Source organism: Lentimicrobium sp. L6 (assembly GCF_013166655.1).
GTDB lineage: Bacteria > Bacteroidota > Bacteroidia > Bacteroidales > UBA12170 > UBA12170.
The window spans coordinates 25,880-47,569 of the sequence record NZ_JABKCA010000029.1; the positions used below are offsets into that span (position 1 = coordinate 25,880).

The 21,690-nt window shown below is 35.5% G+C and carries 22 protein-coding genes; 10 read left to right on the plus strand and 12 right to left on the minus strand.

The features are described from left to right. Positions 1–13 precede the first annotated feature (13 nt). A complete protein-coding gene (locus HNS38_RS08915; protein ID WP_172282899.1) occupies positions 14–475 on the plus strand; it encodes a biopolymer transporter ExbD in 462 nt (153 codons plus the stop codon). Between the two features lie 297 nt (positions 476–772). On the opposite strand, the gene HNS38_RS08920 is transcribed toward HNS38_RS08915, so the two are convergent. Continuing rightward, positions 773–1,111 carry a hypothetical protein gene (locus HNS38_RS08920; protein ID WP_172282898.1) on the minus strand — a complete coding sequence of 113 codons (339 nt, stop codon included), beginning with the start codon at positions 1,109–1,111 and terminating at the stop codon, positions 773–775. A 314-nt stretch (positions 1,112–1,425) separates the two neighbouring features. Continuing rightward, on the minus strand, positions 1,426–2,352 hold the full coding sequence (locus HNS38_RS21085; protein WP_172282897.1) for a CPBP family intramembrane glutamic endopeptidase: 927 nt from the start codon (positions 2,350–2,352) through the stop codon (positions 1,426–1,428). 49 nt (positions 2,353–2,401) lie between these two features. Here HNS38_RS21085 and dusB point away from each other — a divergent pair, with 49 nt between their 5' ends. Next, positions 2,402–3,391 carry a tRNA dihydrouridine synthase DusB gene (gene dusB, locus HNS38_RS08930; protein ID WP_216663677.1) on the plus strand — a complete coding sequence of 330 codons (990 nt, stop codon included), beginning with the start codon at positions 2,402–2,404 and terminating at the stop codon, positions 3,389–3,391. 100 nt (positions 3,392–3,491) lie between these two features. Here the strand turns inward: dusB and HNS38_RS08935 are convergent, their stop codons facing one another. The 9 genes from HNS38_RS08935 to HNS38_RS08975 form a co-directional block, all read right to left on the minus strand. Next, positions 3,492–3,872, minus strand: coding sequence for a hypothetical protein (locus tag HNS38_RS08935; protein ID WP_172346326.1), 381 nt, complete (start codon positions 3,870–3,872; stop codon positions 3,492–3,494). 188 nt (positions 3,873–4,060) lie between these two features. Continuing rightward, positions 4,061–4,348: a co-chaperone GroES gene (locus tag HNS38_RS08940; RefSeq protein WP_172282895.1), complete on the minus strand. Its 288-nt coding sequence runs from the start codon at positions 4,346–4,348 to the stop codon at positions 4,061–4,063. 20 nt (positions 4,349–4,368) lie between these two features. Further along, positions 4,369–4,947, minus strand: coding sequence for a glutaredoxin domain-containing protein (locus HNS38_RS20200; protein WP_216663678.1), 579 nt, complete (start codon positions 4,945–4,947; stop codon positions 4,369–4,371). A gap of 72 nt (positions 4,948–5,019) precedes the next feature. Beyond that, complete coding sequence (locus HNS38_RS08950) at positions 5,020–6,309, minus strand: pitrilysin family protein (RefSeq protein ID WP_172282894.1); 1,290 nt, start codon at positions 6,307–6,309, stop codon at positions 5,020–5,022. Next, positions 6,306–7,553 carry a pitrilysin family protein gene (locus HNS38_RS08955; RefSeq protein ID WP_172346327.1) on the minus strand — a complete coding sequence of 416 codons (1,248 nt, stop codon included), beginning with the start codon at positions 7,551–7,553 and terminating at the stop codon, positions 6,306–6,308. Before HNS38_RS08955 ends, HNS38_RS08950 begins: the two co-directional genes overlap by 4 nt. A 143-nt stretch (positions 7,554–7,696) precedes the next feature. Further along, on the minus strand, positions 7,697–8,077 hold the full coding sequence (locus tag HNS38_RS08960; RefSeq protein ID WP_172282890.1) for a thioesterase family protein: 381 nt from the start codon (positions 8,075–8,077) through the stop codon (positions 7,697–7,699). Between the two features lie 252 nt (positions 8,078–8,329). Next, positions 8,330–8,794 (minus strand): hypothetical protein, encoded by a 465-nt coding sequence (locus HNS38_RS08965; RefSeq protein ID WP_172346328.1) that lies wholly within the window; start codon positions 8,792–8,794, stop codon positions 8,330–8,332. Positions 8,795–8,828: 34 nt separating this feature from the next. After that, positions 8,829–9,461 carry a hypothetical protein gene (locus HNS38_RS08970; RefSeq protein ID WP_172346329.1) on the minus strand — a complete coding sequence of 211 codons (633 nt, stop codon included), beginning with the start codon at positions 9,459–9,461 and terminating at the stop codon, positions 8,829–8,831. A 169-nt stretch (positions 9,462–9,630) separates the two neighbouring features. Beyond that, a complete protein-coding gene (locus tag HNS38_RS08975; protein WP_172346330.1) occupies positions 9,631–10,155 on the minus strand; it encodes a hypothetical protein in 525 nt (174 codons plus the stop codon). 310 nt (positions 10,156–10,465) lie between these two features. Here HNS38_RS08975 and HNS38_RS08980 point away from each other — a divergent pair, with 310 nt between their 5' ends. The 8 genes from HNS38_RS08980 (at position 10,466) to HNS38_RS09015 (ending at position 20,343) form a co-directional block, all read left to right on the plus strand. Continuing rightward, entirely contained in the window at positions 10,466–13,273 is a 2,808-nt protein-coding gene (locus HNS38_RS08980) for a 2-oxoglutarate dehydrogenase E1 component (protein WP_172279292.1), read from the plus strand. Between the two features lie 83 nt (positions 13,274–13,356). Next, entirely contained in the window at positions 13,357–13,608 is a 252-nt protein-coding gene (locus tag HNS38_RS08985) for a DUF6364 family protein (RefSeq protein ID WP_172279290.1), read from the plus strand. Beyond that, positions 13,605–14,024, plus strand: a complete 420-nt coding sequence (locus HNS38_RS08990) for a PIN domain-containing protein (protein ID WP_172279288.1) — start codon at positions 13,605–13,607, stop codon at positions 14,022–14,024. Before HNS38_RS08985 ends, HNS38_RS08990 begins: the two co-directional genes overlap by 4 nt. A 185-nt stretch (positions 14,025–14,209) precedes the next feature. Next, on the plus strand, positions 14,210–15,484 hold the full coding sequence (gene odhB / locus HNS38_RS08995; protein ID WP_172279286.1) for a 2-oxoglutarate dehydrogenase complex dihydrolipoyllysine-residue succinyltransferase: 1,275 nt from the start codon (positions 14,210–14,212) through the stop codon (positions 15,482–15,484). A 107-nt stretch (positions 15,485–15,591) separates the two neighbouring features. Beyond that, positions 15,592–16,482 (plus strand): phosphatase PAP2 family protein, encoded by an 891-nt coding sequence (locus HNS38_RS09000; RefSeq protein WP_172279284.1) that lies wholly within the window; start codon positions 15,592–15,594, stop codon positions 16,480–16,482. Then, positions 16,475–17,593 (plus strand): hypothetical protein, encoded by a 1,119-nt coding sequence (locus tag HNS38_RS09005; protein WP_172279282.1) that lies wholly within the window; start codon positions 16,475–16,477, stop codon positions 17,591–17,593. Before HNS38_RS09000 ends, HNS38_RS09005 begins: the two co-directional genes overlap by 8 nt. A gap of 123 nt (positions 17,594–17,716) precedes the next feature. Further along, positions 17,717–18,934, plus strand: a complete 1,218-nt coding sequence (locus HNS38_RS20710; protein ID WP_172279280.1) for an ATP-binding protein — start codon at positions 17,717–17,719, stop codon at positions 18,932–18,934. 119 nt (positions 18,935–19,053) lie between these two features. Then, positions 19,054–20,343 (plus strand): DEAD/DEAH box helicase, encoded by a 1,290-nt coding sequence (locus tag HNS38_RS09015; protein ID WP_172279278.1) that lies wholly within the window; start codon positions 19,054–19,056, stop codon positions 20,341–20,343. 92 nt (positions 20,344–20,435) lie between these two features. On the opposite strand, the gene HNS38_RS09020 is transcribed toward HNS38_RS09015, so the two are convergent. Continuing rightward, the gene (locus tag HNS38_RS09020) at positions 20,436–21,602 is read right to left on the minus strand and encodes a hypothetical protein (RefSeq protein WP_172279276.1); all 1,167 of its coding nucleotides are present in this window, start codon (positions 21,600–21,602) and stop codon (positions 20,436–20,438) included. Positions 21,603–21,690 lie beyond the last annotated feature (88 nt).

Consider the following 21,690-nt stretch of genomic DNA (forward strand, 5'->3'; position numbering starts at 1 on the left):
AAAGGAGAATATTATGTCTAGATTTAAGAAACAAGGGGACAAAGAAACCCCAGCAGTATCTACGGCTTCATTGCCCGATATTATCTTTATGCTTTTGTTCTTCTTTATGGTAACTACTGTAATGCGTGAAACCGAATTACTAGTTAAGGTTAATCCTACTTCGGCTAAAGAAGTTTCAAAACTTGAAAAGAAAAGTTTAGTAAGTTTTATATATATTGGTGAGCCTGTTCAAGGTAAATTAGGAACCAATACTCGTATTCAATTAAACGATACTTTTGGAACTGTTGATGATATCTCAGATTTTATTGCTGTTGAAAAAGAAGCGAGAGACGAAGCTGATAGAAAATTCTTAACCACTTCACTAAAGGTTGACAAAGACACCAAAATGGGAATTGTTACCGATGTGAAACAAGAGTTAAGAAAAGTAGGAGCTTTTAAAATTAACTACTCTGTAACTGAACAAAGAGAAGATTAATACGCAAGTATATATTTTAATAATAAAAACCGCCTTTCAAAGAAAGGCGGTTTTTTTTGTCTCATCCCATGCTATCCAATATTAAACCGATGTTGATTCTTCGAGCAGCAGGCTTCAAATTAATATACTACAACAGCCCTTATGAGTCATATGGTTCTCCCATTTTAATACGATTAACTATGTTTACTTATCAAATAATATGATCCAAAAAAAAGCCGATTCATCGCAGGGGACAATGAATCGAACTTTACAATAAACGAATTTAAATCAATATTTACCTATTCAATTATGATATTGCTATTCCTGTATATCAAACACAAGTTTGATATTATGCCTACCGACCATACTCTCGTCGAATTTCTTAATCTTTTTTCCATCTAATTGCTCTACTACATTTTCATGCAATTTATCGCAACAGTTATGGTTACTTTCATTAACACTCATAATGCCATTGGCATCAACATCTAAACTTACCCAAATGGTTCCTTCCATTCCGTTCTCGCTGGCTTTAGCTGGATATTTAACAGTTTTACTTAAAGCCTTTTTAAAATCTATGGTTTCAGCTTCGGCCAATACGGGTTGAAATAAAAATCCTACAAGGAATAAAGCGATGATAATTATTGTTTTTGTTTTCATGGTGATTGTTTTTGTTATGTCTTGTGCTTACCCTATAATTAACAACCATGCCAAAGTTCATATATACCTAATATTATGCATTTTACGATATTTCATCCAATAAACCTAATGAAGTGATTGTGATACTATGATACATATTCATGCACGTAAATGAACAGCCCCAAATTAATTAACAAGCCATTATGATATTCAGTATCAAATGTTTAAGAAAGTTAAAATTGCATTAAAAAGTGTAACATTTATGAATGCACAGCGTCCTTTATAGATGAGTGGTTTCTTTTCTAAACAAAATTGAGATTAATACGAAACCTTTTCTATTCTTCAGCTTGCTTGTTTTTATAATACCTCATCAAGAAAACTCCAAGAACAACTAAAGACAAACTTAAAAGTGCCAATAGCGTTTGTGGCTCTTTTTGCTCAATTAACTCGGGTTTAGTACTAAACAAAGGCTCCTTAGTGATGTATACATAGGTGACTGCCATGGAGTTATTAAAGAAGTGAGCGATAATGGGCACCCATAAATTCTTAGAGTAGTAATAGAAATAGCCTAATAAAGCACCTAAAAATAAACGAGCAAAAAAACCATAAAACTGGAAATGAATAAAACTAAACACCAAAGCAGTAATCCAAATTCCAATATGTTCATTTTTGAATAGTCTGATAAATAATGGTTGGAAAGCCCCTCTTAATAACAATTCTTCACCAACAGCGGCCAACACTCCAATCATCAGAATATTAAGCGCATAATCTTTCCAATCTTTCATATCTAGAAATACATTGGTAGCAAAGGCGGCTCGTTCCTCCGCCTCTCTCATCCATTGTTCAATAGCAGCCATGCTCGAAGGCAAAGACATTTTTCCGTTCTGATAGATAAGCCATTCACTTAGAGGATTCGACATCAACAGGGTTAATATCCCAAGGCCTAGCATAATAATAGAAGGCCAACTGTTCAGATTGAAGAATCCCCAAGTTTTTTTCTCTATTAAAAATCCGAATATTAAGGCAGGAATGATAAAAAAAGCAAACTGAGAAACAATTTGGAAATACTTCATCAAACTTATATCAGAAGGGGTGTTTAGGTTGCCCATTGACGAAATACGCTCAAAAATAGGCCCTTCGATAAAGCCAACTCCTAATAAAATACCGAAAAGACTAACAAATATACCCAGTCCAAATATCAGTAAGACAAGTGCAAACAAGCGTTTGCCATCTTTTGTATCCTTTAACAATTGAATATCCACAGTTTTTCAGCAAAAGTAATAATTTTGCGCTTTGTAAAAAACGACAACATTGAAAATAGGAAATATAGAAATCGAAGGCTTCCCCTTGGCATTAGCTCCAATGGAAGACGTTACCGATCCCCCATTTAGAGCGCTTTGTAAACGACTGGGTGCTGACATCATGTACACTGAGTTCATTTCATCGGAAGGGCTTATTAGAGACGCTAAAAAGAGCATAGAGAAACTAGATATGAATCCTGGAGAATCTCCAGTAGGAATTCAAATATTTGGTCATAGCGAGGAATCTATGGTACAAGCTGCGGAGATAGCCACACAAGCCAAGCCTGATATTATCGATATTAACTTTGGCTGTCCAGTAAAAAAGGTGGTAACCAAGTGTGCTGGTGCAGGAGCTTTACAAGATATTCCAAGATTATTGAGAATTACTGAGTCGGTGGTAAAATCCACTCACCTTCCTGTTACAGTAAAAACTAGACTGGGTTGGGACGAGAATAACAAAATCATTGTAGAATTAGCTGAGCAATTGCAAGATCTAGGTATTCAGGCTTTAACGGTACATGGGAGAACACGCTCCCAGCTTTATAGAGGTGTTGCCGATTGGACTTTGATAGGTAAAATAAAGGAAAACCCTCGTATGCACATTCCTATCATAGGAAATGGTGATATAAGTTCTGGCGCTAAAGCCTTAGAAGCCAGAAACAAATACGGAGTAGATGGCATCATGATTGGAAGAGCCAGCATAGGAAATCCCTGGATATTTAAAGAAATTAAAGAGTATATGAATGGGAATACAGAACCTTTAATCGTTGGAATAGATGAACGAGTTGATATCTGTAAAGAACATGTGGAACGTTCGGTTGAATGGAAGGGAGAAACCCGAGCACTTAATGAAATGCGTAAGCACTATAGTAATTACTTTAGAGGCTTTCCACATTTCAAAGAATTCAAGATGAAGCTGATGACATGCCATGAGCCACAAGCACTATATGACACCTTGGAAGAACTCAGAATTTTTTACAAAAACTATAGAGAAGTATAATCACATTCTATTAAAAATAAAACTCGGTTCAGGACGAACCGAGTTTCTGTCGCAATGTATACTCATCTTCGGAGGGCTTTTTGGGGTCCCTCCCATTCACTTAAATGGTATGAAATTTAAGTTTCACATAAGCTCCCGTTCCTCCATCTACATACAAATAATAGATTCCTGAACTTAATTTAAAATCCTTTAAACTTCCATTGGGCTCGTAAATTTGGCCCTCTTCATTTATTTGATATCTATATATCATATCACCTGAAGCATTTTTTATTAAAAAGCCTTTTTCTGTAAATTTGGCTCCACTGTAACAGTTATTTCCTGCAATAAGAGAAATCAATTGGAAAGAACTTGCCGTTTTTCCACTAGGTATATTTATTTGAGCGGGCTTTACATTACAGCTATTATCGATTGATGCTTCTAAAAATTCATTTTGTGCAAACCCATTAAATGATAAGATAAGCACACATATGAAAACTATCATATTCCTCATATTCTTTAATCTTGCGTTAATTTCAATAATACCAAAATTAACACATAATAAGTAGAGAAACAGCCTAGGAGCATTATTAGCTTTGGTTGGATCCTTATTCGTATTTATTAAATAAAAAAGTGAGAAATAAAAAAACCCATAACAGGTGCTATGGGTTTTAGATTATATGAATTAGAGGACTATATTTCCTCAGTCTCAACAACTTTAGCTAAGATATCAGCATAAGGAATAAAAAGGTATTTATTTCCTTCAAATTCCACTTCATTGCCTGCAAACCTCTTGTAGAAAACTACATCACCGGCTTTGATTCCAGGGTTCTCCACATTACCAACAGCTATAACTTTAGCATACTGTGGTTTTTCTTTTGCTGTATCAGGAATAATGATTCCACTTGCTGTTTTTTGCTCTTTCTTGTCCTCATTGAGGTCTAAAAGCACATTGTCATTTAAGGGTTGTAACTCTCTCATATGTATAGTTTTATTTATTTTCATTTAATTCCAAGAAGGCTATTAAGTTTCACTTTATCAAAACCTACCACCATTTGTCCATTGATATCGGTTTGTGGAACACCTTGTTTACCACTTTTCTTTACCATTTCCTCCGCCGCATCATGATTGCTGGCAATATTGATTTCTTGATAACGAATCCCATGTACATCGAGGTGCTTTTTTAAAGTCCCACACCAGCTACAACTAGGTGTAGAATATACCGTAACTCTTTTCGCTACTCGTTCTTCTCCTTCTGCTTGTGCCACAAAAAAGTCCTGAGCAAATATCTTATCATAAAAGCTGACATCATTACAGCCTTTATAGGAATTACTCATTTCCCCATTTTTGAAACTTAATAGTATGGGGGCCGATTTTACGCCAAACTCACCATGAATATCTCTAACTTCATTTACATCAGCCACCAAAAAAACAACATCCTCATTTATGGTTCTAGAAGCATTAGCCAATGCACAATCACTAGCATCGGAGCCCGATTTATAGAGCAAAAGATAAGCTGTTGGTGTTTCTTTCAACTGCACCTGCAATTCTCCAAAAGAAGCAATATTGATTAGTTTCATTTTCTAGGTTTTAGTCCCTTTTACTCAATCTTTATGCCAATGATGTTTTGCTGAAAAAATGTCAGAAACGATCTATACCAGTTCACTTCCTGACATCACCGTGAGCATTTTATCTTCATGCAGATATTTCTCTGCCACATGAAGTATCTCATCAGCACTTACCTGTTGAACTTGCTTGGTTAATTGTGAATAATAGTTTTCTGGAAGTTCAAACTCCTCCAAATTACGCATCATTTCTCCTAAAGCAAAAGGACCGTTTAAAGAACGAAGGAGGCCTCCAGTCATATAATTCTTCACCAAACTAATTTCTTCTTCGCCAACTAGTTCTGTTCTTAGCCGTTTGAGTTCTATGAGTATTTCGGCATGAGCTTTTGAAGCCACATCTTTACCAACTTCACTGCTAATATTGAAAATGCTGGCTTGATGCAAATGCTGAATTCCAGAATGAATACCATAAGTATAGCCTTTGTCTTCTCTAATGTTTTGCATCAATCTAGATCCAAAGAAACCACCAAATATAGTTTGTGCCAATGAAAGTGCGGCATAGTCCTCATGTTTCTTATCCAAAGTTAAACAACCCATTTTTATGGCGGTCTGCATGGCTCCTTTTTGCTCCACCCACATTCGCTCCATACTCAGAGGTTCATGAAGTTCAATAATAGGTTTCTGAGTGGATTCTCCTACCATTTCTAAAGCACCAAAAAATTGATTAATTATCGCTAAAATATCTTCAGAAACTTTGCCAGATAAATAGATTCTCCAAGAAGTAGCAGAATAATATTTTTGGTGGAAAGATTTCAAATCCAGAACCTGAAGCGCATCATAAGACTCTATAGTAGCAGCGGAACCATAAGGATGATCAGCACCAAATAAAGCTGTATTGAATGCTTTTAAAGCTTTGTTCTTACCTTTCTGCATACGAAGTTGGAAATTTTGTTTCTCCTGTTCTCTCAATACAGAATACTCTGAATCTGAAAAAAGAGGTGCGATCAGCATATCAGCTACTAAAGGCAATACCTGAGCAAGATATTTATTCAAACAAAAGAGATTGAAATAAGCAAAATCACGAGTAATTCGGGTTTCGAAAAAGGCACCATAATAATCCATCTTCTGAGCAATTACAGCAGCAGAATAGTTTTGACTTCCTTCTTTTAGCATTTTATTGGTAAAAAATGCGGTTAGTGATTGATTCTGGTATACAATTCCGGCTGGAATGGCCACCTGAAACTTCACCAACTCTTGACTTCCAATATTAATATAGGAAATAGGCAATCCGTTATCCAGCCTTGCATGTTGAATTGGAGGAATATAAATATCACCAACGGTATTTAGGGCGGGTTGTGTTTTTCTGTCTAATATCATGATTGCTCCTTTTTGGCTTGGTAAAACAAAGTACTGCTGTTTTCTTTAGTGAATATGCTTTTGGCCATTTCTTGTAATTGCAAAGCAGATATTTTTCTATACTTTTTCACTTCTTCATTAATATCTTCGGCACAGGTGATGGTTTCATAATAAGCCAAGCTCATGGCTTTATTTAAAAAGCTGATTTCGCCAAATATCATGGAAGATTCCATTTTATTCTTGACTTTCTCTAACTCTTCTTCACTTACTAATTCTTCTTTCACTTTTTCTATTTCTTCCCAGATGGCTTGCTCTGCTTGTTCCAGAGAAATGCCTTCCGCTGGCTTACCACTAAAAATAAAAAGCCCGGCATCGATATCTCCTGTGATATAAGCATCAAGCTCTGCAAATAAGGCACGTTCTTTTACTAGTTTACGAAATAAGCGAGAAGAAGGCCCATTAGACAAAATATCACTCAACAAATCGGTGATTTGATAAGCCTTATCTAATCTATTGCACATGTGGAAAGCGATGTAAAGTGCATCGTTAGGCACCTCTCGTTCTACTTTTAATACTCGTGCTTCTGTTTGTACTTTTTCTTTAGGTAGATTTCTCTGCACTTTCTCCCCAGCAGGAATATTAGCAAACCACTTCTCGCAATATTCTTTAGCCTCCTCTACATTTATATTTCCAGCCAACACCATAATGGCATTATTAGGATTATAGAAGCGGCGATAGAAATCTTTAACTTCCTCCATACTGGCATCCTCAATATGAGAAATATCTTTACCAATGGTATTCCATTGATAAGGATTCGTTTTATAAGCTAATGGTTTCAATAACATCCAAACATCTCCATAAGGCTGATTCAGATAAGACTGTTTAAACTCCTCAATGACGACCTGGCGTTGCACCTCTAAACTCTTATCGGTAAAAGCCAAGTTTAGCATTCTATCAGACTCCAACCAAAAAGCAGTTTCTAAGTTTTCTTTGGGGATGGTGAGGTAATAATTGGTGATATCACTATTGGTGAAAGCATTATTTTCACCACCAGCGGTCTCCAAAGGAGTATCGTAGGATGGAATATTGGCAGAGCCACCAAACATCAAATGCTCAAATAAATGGGCAAATCCAGTTCTGGAGGGCTCCTCATCACGAGCTCCTACCTGATATAATATATTCATGGCCACCAAAGGTGTACTCAGGTCTTGATGAACGATGACTCTTAGGCCATTGTCTAATTGAAATCTTTCGAATTTTATCATTGTTTTGTTAGAAGTTTGAAGTGTGAAGCACGAAGTTTGAATCACGAAGTTTGAATCACGAAGCACGAAGTTTCATAAGTTTGGTTTTTTGCTCCATTTAGGGAGAGGAGCAAACAGAAAAACCAATGTATACTTTCTAAATTCTAAGCTTCGAGGCTTTTCATGAAAGCTTCTTCATCTATCACATATCTTTTGTGTGTTCCTTTTCCTATTAGGCCATCTTCATCATAAGCTTCCACTTCGAAAGTGAGTTTTGGACCATCAGCGGCAATTAATTTGGCAGTAGCTTGGACTCTTTTACCAAGGCCAGTGGCTTTCACATGCTTTACACTAATTTCTGTTCCCACTGTATTTTTACCCTCCTCTAAAAATGGACCAACCAATTGAAGTGCTGATTTTTCCATCAAAGCGACCATGGCTGGAGTGGCAAAAACTTCTACCAAACCAGAGCCATAAGCTTTAGCAGTATCATTTGGGGTTACTATAATTTCAACATCGTGTTCTATTCCTATTTCTAAGTTCATATCGGTTTATATTTTTTTGCAAAAATAGGGTTTTGGTGGGAGATTCTTTTCATAATAAAGCTTTAATATAAAGGAAAGGAATTTTTATTGCCACAAAGGCACGAAGGCTCAAAGATTGCTGCTTTATTGGATTTATACTACTCTTATTTATCAATCACAGTAGTAAGGCCATTCTCTCGAATTGTAGTTTATTTTCTAGTAGAATTATCTCAATTGAGTCTCTCTGGCATAGAACTATACTTGATTTTAAACTCATTCTTTAAAATCATACCGATATGTTTTTCCAGAATAAATAGTATAAAAAATCAATTGATTCTCAGTAAGAGTTTCTATATTTAGAGTCAGGTCATCCTGTTTAGCAAAAGGAATAAAAGCTAAATTATCATTAAGCGAAGCATTTGAATCTTCTCCCGAGTTTAGCCTTTTAATGACTATCTTATTATTTCCAATTAGTTGAAAAGAAGATTCGTGTGTGTAGTAGCTTTCCAGATAGGGGCGGAAATAAAAAATAAAGGGATGGGTATTCTCAATCTCAGCAGTAAATAAACGGTACATATTAACTGAATCACTGGTTAAATATCCGGTAACATCTTCGCCATCAATACTCGCATATTTCAATGAATAATTACCTTTCAATAAATCTACAGTACTAGGTTGTTTCTTACAGGAAGTAAATAGGAGAATAAATAGAAAAAGATAAATTGTGATTCTTGGCATAGCTTATTGTTTTTCGAGTTCTATTCGATAATGACTATTTTAATTTAGACACTTTAAAATAATCAATACCAACTTTCCCTCTCCCAATAAAAAAATAGCCAAATTCGTCACCAATTTCATTTGTAACTTCGTATTCATAGACCTTCTCTTCATTGATATAAAAATCCCAATGATAACCATCTTTTCTAAGTTTAATATTGTTAGCCGAACCATCTGTTTTAATATGCTCAGAATAGGTAAGTTCGGCAATAGAATGATGATTATAATTATAAACATAACCAATATGAAACTGATCTCCTTTTAAATACATGTAATAATGATTGTATCTGTTTTTCAGTAAGAACATAATACCATACTGAAAATCCTCAGAAGTCTCAATAGACTCTACAGCAGTTTCTATTATATAATCACTTTGGAAATCGTAATAATAATAAAAAGAATAAAAGTAATTAAGGTCTTCGTTCTTATGCTCAATAAATAAATACCCATCTTGAACACAAGCTACCACAATCTCTTCATCGAAGCAATCCCAGGTGCTCGTGCTAAAATCATCTTCAAAAATGACTAAGTCTTTTACTTCTGGCTCTTCATCTTTTTTATTGCATGATAAAAAAGATAAGGAAATTGTAAATAAGAATAAGAGGAGTAATGGTTTGATATTTTTCATGTGAATAAAACTATAGTTCATTATTTATATGCTTATAAAGCGCGAATATAAATTAATTTTCTCATGTATAACAGTAATTCATATCTTGCTCAATCGAATTTAAAATCCGATTATAAAACTGACTATCGTGACGACCGAATTGTAAATCCACTCTATGCGCTTAAAAGCGCTATTCTAAAATCTCAAAAAGAACATCACCGCCTCTATTTTCTTCAAATTTCAGATATCCAAATTCCTTAGAATAATATAATAACCAGAGTTTTTCACTAAAAATATAAACATCATGATAAACTTTTCCTCTTATCTCAACAGATACACCTTGTTCAATAATATCATTAAAAGTAAATGAATAACAATTAATGGTGACATCTAACTTATTTGTTTTCTTTTTTTGAATTTTTATATAACCCTTACTATTGTATCGCGTAATTGTTTCTAAATGTTCTTTATAGGGAATATCAGCGAAGCCTTCCGTCTTAACGGATTCAAATTCTCGATAATCTGCTTTAATAAAATTGAAAGAGGTATCTGGTTCGGAAAGGTTATAGTTATACTCTAGCAATATATTTGTATCTTCAACAGCTAGTCCCAAAAACTCTTTATCGATTTCAGTGAGATAATGATGTCTTTCCTTGGAACAAGATGAGAAAAATACAGCTAATGAGATGATGATGATAATTAATAGGCGTTTCATACGAGAGAGATTTGTATCAAAAATAATAAATATTCTTTGTATCCCTGTATGCATAAGAAAATATTAAAAATTTAGCAGTCTCGATGAGCTGATTTAAAATCAACTCAAGCATTTAGCTTGTAGTATTCACCAATAATTACAATCGTTTGCTAAAAAATCCAAAAAAAGCTCAGAAAAAGCTCTTAATAGGATGTCTACATGGCGGAATTTTCTAATTTTGCTTATTTAAAATCGTTCTAAACTCAATTCTGATTATTTTTATACAGATTGAAGCAAAGAACTTTGTGTTTGAACACATAAAAAAACCTAAATGGAAAAGCATTCGTACTTAAATAATAACCCTGAATTTATTGAGGAGCTTTATCAAAACTACCTTGACGACCCTGATTCTGTGGAAGAGGGCTGGAAGAAATTCTTCGAGGGTTTTGAGTTCAGTAGAAAAAATTATGGTGAAGAAGATACCGTTTCTGCATCTGAATATAAGGTCATCAACCTGATTGAGGATTATAGAAAACGTGGACACCTTTTTACCAAAACCAATCCCGTTCGTACCCGTCGCCAGTATTCGCCAAGTCTAGATATAGAAAACTATGATTTAACTAAGGCTGATCTGGAAAAGGTATTTCAAGCCGGAAATAAGCTAGGAATGGGTCCTGCAAAGCTGAAAGATATTATTATAGCTCTGGAGAAAACCTATTGTGGCTCGGTGGCTGTGGAATATGTATATATTAGAGACACCGAACAGGTATCTTGGCTCAAGGAGAAAATGGAAGCCCGACAGAACAAACCCGAGTTCGTATCTGAAAGAAAACAGAGGATTCTTTATAAACTAACCCAGGCTGTTGGTTTCGAGAAATTCATTCATAGAAAATTCCCCGGTCAGAAACGATTCTCATTGGAAGGTGCCGAAGCTTTAATCCCTGCTTTGGAATCGGTTATTGAAATTGGAGCCGACAAAGGCATTAAAGAATTCATGATTGGAATGGCCCATAGAGGTCGCTTAAATGTGATGGCAAATATTATGAAAAAGCCTTATCACACCATCTTTAGTGAGTTTGCTGGAAATGAATATGACGATACTCACCTTTTAGGCGATGTAAAATATCATCTGGGAGCCACCACAGAAAGAGAAACTTCAAAAGGCCATAAGGTTCGTTTAACTTTATCTCCTAATCCTTCCCATTTGGAAGCCGTAAATCCTTTAGTCGAGGGAATGACGAGAGCCAGAATTGATGATGTAAACAGCGATATTAGCGAAGACAGCATCTCTCCTATTCTGATTCATGGTGATGCCAGTATAGCTGGTCAAGGAGTGGTTTATGAAGTGATACAAATGGCCGAACTAGAAGGTTATAAAACTGGAGGAACCATCCATTTGGTGATTAATAATCAGGTGGGATTCACCACCAATTATTTAGATGCCCGTACTTCTACCTATTGTACCGATGTGGGAAAAACCATTCAGTCACCCATTTTCCATGTGAATGGAGATGATGTGGAAGCAGTAGCTTATACGGTGCAGTTGGCCATGGAATTCCGACAAAGATTTAAGAAAGATGTGTTCATCGATTTACTTTGCTATAGAAAATATGGTCATAACGAAGGTGATGAGCCTCGCTTCACACAGCCTATACTATATAAAGCCATTGAAAAACATCCTGATCCTAGAGTAATTTATGCCAAAAAGCTTTTAGCCGAAAATGCTTTATCTCAAGAAAAGATAGACCAGATGGAAGCTGGCTTTAATGAGCATCTGGAGGAAAGCTTAGAAAAAGCCAAAGAAATTACCAAAGGACATATCAGTAATTTCCTAGAAGAAGAATGGACTGGTATAAGAAAAGCACAGAATAAAGATTTTGATTACTCTCCAGATACCTCAGTGAGTAAAGCATATCTGGAGGAGGTTGGACAAAAAATAACCGCAGTTCCAGAAGGAAAAAATCTGTTTAGAAAGATTGTCCGTCTTCAAAAGACTCGCGAGAACATGTTGTTTAAAGACGACAAGTTGGATTGGGCCATGGGAGAACTTTTGGCCTACGGTACTTTATTAAAAGAAGGCTATCCGGTAAGGATAAGTGGACAAGATGTACAAAGAGGAACTTTCTCTCATCGTCATGCTGTTTTCACTTTGGAAGACAGTGCCGAAACTTATACCCCATTACAAAATATCAGCGAAGATCAAGCTCGTTTTTCTATCTTTAACTCCCTCCTCTCGGAATACGGAGTTTTAGGATTCGAATATGGTTATGCTCTGGCCTCCCCTAATGATTTAACCATTTGGGAAGCTCAGTTTGGTGATTTTGGAAATGGTGCTCAAATTATCTTCGACCAGTTTATCAGTAGTGCTGAAGACAAGTGGAAGGTCATGAACGACTTGGTGGTTTTACTTCCTCATGGTTATGAGGGCCAAGGTCCAGAACATTCTAGTGCCAGAATTGAAAGGTTTTTAACGCTTTGTGCGGAGAATAATATGCAGGTGACCAATCCTACTACTCCCGCAAATATGTTCCATATGCTGCGCCGACAAGTAAAACGAGAATTCCGTAAGCCTTTAATTGTATTTACACCCAAAAGCTTATTGAGACATCCATTGGCGACTTCTACTGTTGATGATTTCACTAATGGTGGATTTAAAGAATTGATAGATGACCAAATAGCTGATGCTAGCAAGGTGACTAAAATTGCATTTTGTAGTGGCAAAATTTATTACGACCTCATTGAAGAAAAAACCAAACTTGGAAATAAGGAACATATTGCCATTATCAGATTAGAGCAATTATATCCTTTACCTATTGTTCAGATAAAAGCGCTGCTGAAGAAATACAGCAATGCCAAAGATTATTTATGGGTACAAGAAGAACCATTCAATATGGGTGCTTGGACTTTTATCAGAAGTGAATTGCATGATCTAGATATTCATATTATTTCACGTCCGGCAACAGGAAGTCCAGCAACAGGAAGTATCAAATTCCACAATATGCAGCAACGTAAAATCATTGAAAAACTTTTTGATGAATGTGGAGAATGCCCAAGAGTTGGAACCGATTGCAAAATGGCTTGTATAGGAAATAACTGGAAAGAAGTTCTAGCAGAAATTGAAAGAGTTAATACTAAATAATATTTCAACTAACTCATAATAAAAACGTTTGCTTTTTGACGTATTTTTAATTATTTTTGTACGTAATTCAATTTCTAATTATTATGGAAACAAAACTGACATTAAGATTAAACGACAATGTTATTGCAAGAGCAAAAATTTATGCTCGTGATCACAAGATAAGCCTGTCTAAAATGATAGAATCATATTTAGATAGTTTAACTGCTCAAAAAAAGGAAAAGGATGATAGTTCTATAACTCCATTAGTTGAAAGCTTAAGTGGTGTAATTGACCTGCCAGCAGATTTTGACCACAAAAAAGAATATGGTGATTATTTAGAAGAAAAATATAAATGAAAAACCTATTTTTAGATACTAATATCGTCATAGATTTGTTGTCACAAAGACAACCGTTTTATCAGGAAGCGGCAGATCTTTTTTCATTAGCAGATAAAAAAATAATAGAATTATCTGTTTCGTCACTGACAATTGCGAATACGAGCTATATCCTTTTGAAACAAATGAATGGTAAAAAAGCAAAATCGATTTTACGAAAACTTCGTTTGATTGTAAAAGTTTTACCACTTGATGATAAAATAATTGGCTTGGCTCTAAATGATGAAATGTTTACTGATTTTGAAGATGCACTTCAATATTTTACAGCTTTAGAAAATGGAAAAGATTTTATAATAACAAGAAATTTGAAAGATTTTAAAAACTCGAGAATACCGACAATTACTGCAAATCAGTTTATGGAGGTCATCAACAATTAAAAAATAGAATTTGGCCATTTACACAAGCTAAATGACCATTTTACAAATGATAAAAAAAACTTGGGCGCTTCAACAGGCCAGTCTAGCTAAGTAGCCAGATAGACTCAGTGACCAAATACAGAGTAAAGAATTATAATAATGCATGGACACTTCGACTCTGCTCAGTGGCCATAAAAAACAGTCTAATGATTATAGATATTATAGTCCCTACACCGGGAGAATCCATAAGCGAAGTTCAAATAGCCAGTTGGTTAGTTGAAAATGGCGCAGGCGTGGCCAAAAACATGGAAATTTTAGAGGTTGACTCCGACAAAGCAACATTAAGCATAACTGCTGAAGCTACTGGAAAGATTGAAATTCTGGTGGAAGAAGGCGAAACCGTAGATGTGGGTTCTGTAATTGCACGAATTGACACCGATGCAAAAGTTGAAATTGCTGAAGCTTCGGCGCCTGCTCCTTTAGAAGCGAAAGAAGAAAAAGCTCCAGAAACAAAAACAGAGGAGGCTCCAAAAGACGAAAAGAAAGCCAAGCCTGCTAATGATAGCTTTGATTTCAAATTATCTCCATTGGCAAGAAAACTAATAGAGGAGGAAAATATTGACGCATCAGAGTTGGAAGCCTTCTATAAATCATTACGTGTTGGAGTAAAGGATATTGAGTTCTTTAAAAATGCTAAAGCTAATGCCCCTGCAGCATCAACTAAAGCCAGTAAGGATAGCTGGGAAGGTGGACGAGAGCAAAAGGTTCAAAAAATGAGCATGCTTCGAAAGAAATTGGCCCAAAGGTTGGTGAGTGTTAAAAACGAAACCGCCATGCTCACCACTTTTAATGAGGTGAATATGACGCCTATCTTCGAAATCAGAAAGAAATACAAGGAGCAATTCAAAGAAACCCATGGTGTGGGTTTAGGCTTTATGTCCTTCTTTACCAAAGCTTGTACCATTGCCATGAAACAATTTCCACAAATCAATTCCATGATTGACGGCGACCAAGTGGTGAGTTTTGAATATACTGATGTCAGTATAGCGGTAAGTTCGCCAAAAGGCCTTGTGGTACCTGTGGTTCGCAATGCAGAAATGATGAGCTTGGCCGAAATAGAAGCCGATATCAAGCGATTGGCCATAAAAGCTCGTGACGGCAAACTCAGCCTCGACGAAATGACTGGTGGAACCTTTACCATTACCAACGGAGGAGTCTTTGGATCTATGCTTTCTACTCCTATTATCAACCCTCCTCAATCTGCCATTTTGGGAATGCATAATATTGTGGAACGCCCCATAGCAGTGAAAGGAAAAGTCGAAATTCATCCCATTATGTATGTGGCCTTAAGCTACGATCACAGAATAGTTGATGGAAGAGAGAGCGTTGGTTTCTTGGTAAAAGTAAAAGAGTTGCTCGAGAATCCTGAGAAGATGTTGTTTGATGGCGCTGAGCCTGTGGCTGAGCTGTTGGGGGTTTAAGTTTTCTAATAAAACCAAAAAAAACGGCTTTGCATTAAATGTGAAGCCGTTTTTTTGTATTTCATTTCTTGCTTTATTCTATCTTTGTCTGTTGAAAAAATCTCAAATTGGCTAAGACAAAAAGAATCGATATCTTGTTTTTTGCATATCTCAGTATAAGCACCTTGTTTCTGCTTATATCTAGTGGTAATGTGCAAAATATAGAATTATTAATAGGCCTTCGAGTCTTACTCGTTCCTGCTATTTTTGCTCTTATTTACTTCTCTAAAAAAAATCCAAATCCATTTCTTAGACTCCTCAGGAATACGTATCCATTAATTATTAGTGGCTATTTCTACTCTGAGACTGTAAATTACAATAAACTTTTCTTCGATAATTTAGACCCCTATTTGGTTAAAACAGAATCCGCTATTTTTGGAATACAACCCAGTATTGAATTTTCTGGCTTCTTTTCTAATCTTCTATTTAGTGAATTGATGTATATGGGCTACTTCTCATTTTATTTGTTAATTGTGTTTTTTATCCTCTATGTTTATTTTAAAAAGAGAGATTATTTTAAGGAGGCTGTTTTCAAACTCACTGCTTCACTTTATATTTTCTATTTTATCTTTTGTTTATTTCCATCAGCAGGGCCTCAATTTCACTTTTCTCCTCCTGAGAGTATCCTCCCCAATGGATTTCTTTTTAAAGAAATAATGGATTTTATACAAAAAATGGCCGAAAAGCCCACTGGTGCTTTTCCCAGTTCTCATGTGGGAATTTCTATCATTATTTTAATACTTTCTAAAAAAAGGTTTCCTCCATTTTTCAAGATGGCTTGGCCTTTTGTCATTATCCTTATTTTCTCAACGGTCTATATTAAAGCTCATTATGCCATAGATATTATTGGAGGATTGTTGATTGCTCCAATTATCTTATATTTATCCGATTTTTCATACCAAATCCCACCTTGGAATCAACAAAAATCAAATACACAAGTCAAATTAGACCATGATTAAAATTAAAGAAGTTGTTTCTAGAAAGGATTTGAAGACTTTTATTCACCTTCCTTTCCTCATTCATAAAAATCATAAGGAGTGGCTCCCTCCTCTCATTCAAGACGAATGGAAAGTTTTCGATGCCAAGAAAAACCATTCTTTCGAACAATGTGATACTATTCTCCTTCTCGCAGAAAAAGATGGAAAAACAGTGGGTAGAGTGATGGGAATCATCAATCATTCTTATAATTCTGGGCACAACGAAAAAAACGCAAGATTTTGTTTCGCTGAAACCTTTGAGGATGTCGAGGTTTATACCTCATTATTACAATCCTTAGAGAAGTGGGCCAAAGAGAAAGGAATGGAAAAGATGGTGGGTCCTTTAGGGTTTTCAGATAAGGATCCCCAAGGATATTTGGTGGAGGGATTTGAAGATCCCATGTCGGTAATGGTGACCAATTGTAGTTTCCCCTATATGGTAGATTTTACTAAAAAAAATGGCTATACCAAAAAGCTAGATCTCTTCGAATACCGTATGGATATTCCAAGTGTCATTCCTGAATTTTATGCTAAAGCGGCTGAACGAGTTCAAACGCGCGGTTTCAAGATTTTAGAATTCAATAAATCGAAAAATGTAAGGCCTTATGTAAAACCTGTTTTCGATCTCATCAACGAAACCTATACGGATATCTATGGTTTTGCACCACTTCAAGAGATAGAAGCTAAGGAGTTTTCGGAGCGCTTTCTCCCTATGCTCAATGCCGATTTTATCAAAATCGTAGCTGATGAAGAAGATAAGATTGTCGCATTTGTGGTGGCCATGCCCGATATCAGCCAAGGTTTCAGAAAAGCCAATGGTCACCTATTTCCTTTTGGATTTATTCATATTCTTCGTTCTTTTAAAAAAGCACATCAACTGAATCTATTATTAGGTTGCGTAAAAGACAATATCCGTAATTCTGGAATAGATGCTTTAATGGCGGTAAGCTTATTTGAATCTGCTAAGAAGGCAAAACTGAAGGTTTTAGACAGTCATTTAATTATGGAAGAGAATACGAAAATGCGGGCTTTAATGGAGAGACTAGATGCTATCGTGTATAAAAAGTATAGAATTTATGAGAAACCTTTATAATATTATTGTAAGAAAAAATAGAGACTCATTGTTTTAAATAAAGTATATTTGAATTAAATATATATCGGGATACTATTAAAAAACCAAGACTCAACTTAGAATTATAAAGACCATTAAAAGAGCATGATAGAGCCTAAAATACCACAAAATGAAATTAAGAGACTAGAGGAGTTAAAGAAATATTCCATCTTGGACACCATGCCTGAGAAAGAATATGATGATATTACAGCTCTTGCTTCTTATATTTGCAGAACCCCTATTTCCCTTATTAGCTTGATTGATGACGACCGACAATGGTTTAAATCGAGGCATGGATTAGATGCAGAATCCACCCCCAGAAATGTTGCCTTTTGTGCTCACGCCATTAATCATAAGGACCAGTTGATGATTGTTCCAGATTCAAGAGATGATAAAAGGTTTCATGACAATCCCTTAGTAACTGGTGCTCCAAACGTTGTCTTTTATGCGGGTATTCCATTAGTAAGCTCCGAAGGTTATCCTGTTGGAACCCTATGTGTGATTGATCACGAACCCAAAGAACTTGATGAGGCCCAGCAAAAAGCTTTAATCACACTTAGTAATCAAGTGATAGAATTATTTGAAGCTCGTAGAAAAACGATGGAACTCAATATTAAACTCTACGAACTTGGTATTCAAAACGAAGCCCTAGACAATTTTGCCAGAATAGCGGCTCACGATATTAAGTCTCCTCTTAATAATATTATCCAGCTTTCGGCTTTATTTAAAGCCATGTATAAAGATGCGGTAGATCCCAAGGCTATACAAGTTTTGGATGTCATAAGTAATTCATCATCGAAACTTACTGGCCTTATTGATGGTATATTGGAATATAGCAGAAACACCAAACTACTGTCCACTGATAAATCGGAAGTGAAAGTATATCAAACCATAAATGAACTTATTGACAACAGTTTTCATCAATTTAAAAAATACACTCAATTCAAACTAAATATTGATGAAAGTCTAAGCATTTTCAGTAATAAAACAGCCTTTCAACAGATCCTCATCAACTTAATTTCCAATGGAATAAAGTATAATGACCATGAGGAGGTTATCATAAGCATTTCAGCCAAAGAAGAAAATGGATTTTTTCATTTTAATGTGATTGACAATGGAAAAGGTATACGAGAAGATGAGATAGAAAAAGTATTCGATATCTTTCAAACCACTTCAAATACCGACAAGTCTGGCAGTTATGGAACAGGAATAGGTTTGGCCACAGTAAAATCTATTGTAGAGGGATTGGGAGGAGAAATATCAGTAAGATCAGTTGTAGGCAAAGGTTCCAACTTTGAATTCAATATAAAAAAACAGGTATAATCTCTAGAAGGTCACTTTTGTAATCGGTATTATTATTAAGCTTATCTTTGCAGCAGAATACAAACCCTCCCATAAATATCATTCAAATCTTTTTCTGGGAATAACAATAATAATTTTAAATGCAATTTAAAGAACTAGACCTCATTGCGCCTATACTTAAGGCTCTTGATGAGGAAAATTATGTAGAGCCTACGCTTATACAAGAAAAATCAATTCCCCTCATTTTAGCTAAAAATGATGTTTTAGGAAGTGCCCAAACAGGAACAGGGAAAACAGCGGCTTTTGCCATCCCCATCCTGCAACACCTGTTTATTGATAGAAGAGACAATAATAAGTCAAGAAAAATAAATGCCCTTATCATTACCCCAACTCGTGAACTGGCCATACAAATTGGCGAAAGTTTTACAGCTTATGGAAAACATACTGGACTAAGGAATACGGTGGTTTTTGGTGGTGTAAATCAAAAACCCCAAACCAATGCCCTCAGAAATGGTATCGACATATTAGTGGCCACTCCTGGTCGCTTGTTAGATCTCATGGATCAGGGATATATTAGTTTAAAAGACATTAAGTATTTTGTACTGGATGAAGCCGACAGAATGCTAGACATGGGATTTATCCATGATATAAGAAAGATCATTGCTAAGCTACCAGCTGAAAGGCAATCATTGTTTTTCTCTGCCACCATGCCAGAAAATATTGTAGAATTATCAAGGAAAATTCTGCATAATCCAAAAAAAGTAGAAGTGAGTCCAACTTCCTCTACTGCTAAGCTAATTAAGCAATACCTATACTATACCAACAAGGCAAGCAAACCAAACCTTTTGCTTCACATTCTCAAAGACAAAGAGATTAAACAAGTTTTACTTTTCTCTAGAACCAAACATGGTTCTGATAGAGTTGCTAGGAACCTACAAAAGAAAAATGTAGATGCTGCAGCTATTCACGGGGATAAATCACAAAACCAAAGGCAAAGAGCTTTAGCTGATTTTAAAAATGGTAAACTTCGAGTTCTAGTAGCTACAGATATTGCAGCCAGGGGTATCGATATTGATAAACTGAAATATGTTATCAATTACGACATTCCCAATATTGCCGAAACATATGTACACAGAATTGGTCGTTCTGGAAGAGCTGGAGAGAATGGCAATGCTATTTCTATTTGTGAGCCAGAAGAAAATGCATTTGTTAGAGATATAGAAAAGCTCATCAATAAAAAACTTATTGTTATTGAAGATAATCCATTTCCTCAGACCGATAAGGTAATGAATAATGCAGAGAAAAAAGAGCTTGAAAAAGAAAAGCAAAGAAAGAAAAGAGAGTTTTTCGCTAATAGGGATAAGAAAAAGCAGGGTAATTCTCGCTTTTCTAAGTCTGACAAAAAGAAAAGTGGTTTTAGAAACCGATAAACTGAAACCCGAGCTTAACCAAAAAAAACGAGAAGATTATCTATTTAATCTTCTCGTTTCTTCTTTAAACCTTAGCTTAGCATCCAAAAGAATTAGGAAACTCTATCAATTCCCAAAACCATCATCAAGCGCACTACCAAAGGAATATGTTTAGCAGGAAAGATCAAGTGATGATTCCCCAAACTTTGATTCTTGAGGAGGCTAGATTGAGCCATTGTTGTTTTAAATTCGATTTGAGTACGACAAGCAAAATCGTGATCTGGTGTATTAATAATATCGCCTTGGAGTAGCATAAATTTGTCCAACTGATTATTTACTCTAAATACACCAACTCCTTGCTTTTCAAACTTTCCTCTTACGGCGGTACCGACTCCTGTTTCAAAATGCGTAGTAATGTCAAAAGACTTTAGAAGGTTAAGTGGAGCAGTACAATGAGCCAATAGAATTTGGTCTTCCTTAATTTCTGCTACATTAGCTTGCCAAGGAATGACTCCCGAAACGGATTTAATGAGCATTTTTCCTAGCATACTACAAATATCACCTTCACATGCTGCAATGGTATCATTATTATTCAATACAGCTAAAGGCAAGCAAGCAGTCACCTTATCGCGCATGACCATGGAAAAGCACTCCACACTGATAGCAGAAATACCTCTTTGCTTCACCATTTCTTCCAATAGGGTATAAACTTTGGCTGTTTCTTGAAGCTTTTCAGGATTAAAATCGGGAAAATATTTTAAGAAATCCAGAGAAGATTCCTTTTGTTTATAGTCCCCTATTTCTTCCCATGGCAATCTCAAAAGCTCAACTCCTAGCTTCTCTTTTACCAATTTGGTCTCTACATCGGAGATGATTAACCAATCAGAAACTTCACCAATCAAAGCTGCTTTCTGCCTCGCCAAAGAATCGAGAGCTGCATTCACCTTTTGAACCTCCTCAAATTCTTGATAAGCATGAGGTGCAAACATATCAATAATACTGGCTCTTTTGCCTTTGCTTCTTAAGTAAGCTGCAATTTCAATGGTTGCAGCATAAGAATTACTCTCCCTGTGGCAAAGCAATGTTATATTTTGAAAATCTTTGGTTAATCTCACTGCATTTTGCTCAGAACCTCCACTAGCAATAAATAGTAATTGACCTTCATCTTCCTTAAAAGTATGTTTATTAATTTTAAAGAAATCGTTGAGGATAACTACAGAACGGTTTTTCAATTCCTGATTAGTGATATCGCTAGATAGATAGGCTATATTATAATTCATGAGCATTTTTTATTTTATTGTAGCCTACAAAATTAGTTCATATTTCAGTTTGGGAACACAAAAAATAAAGAAGCAGACTCTATTTTTA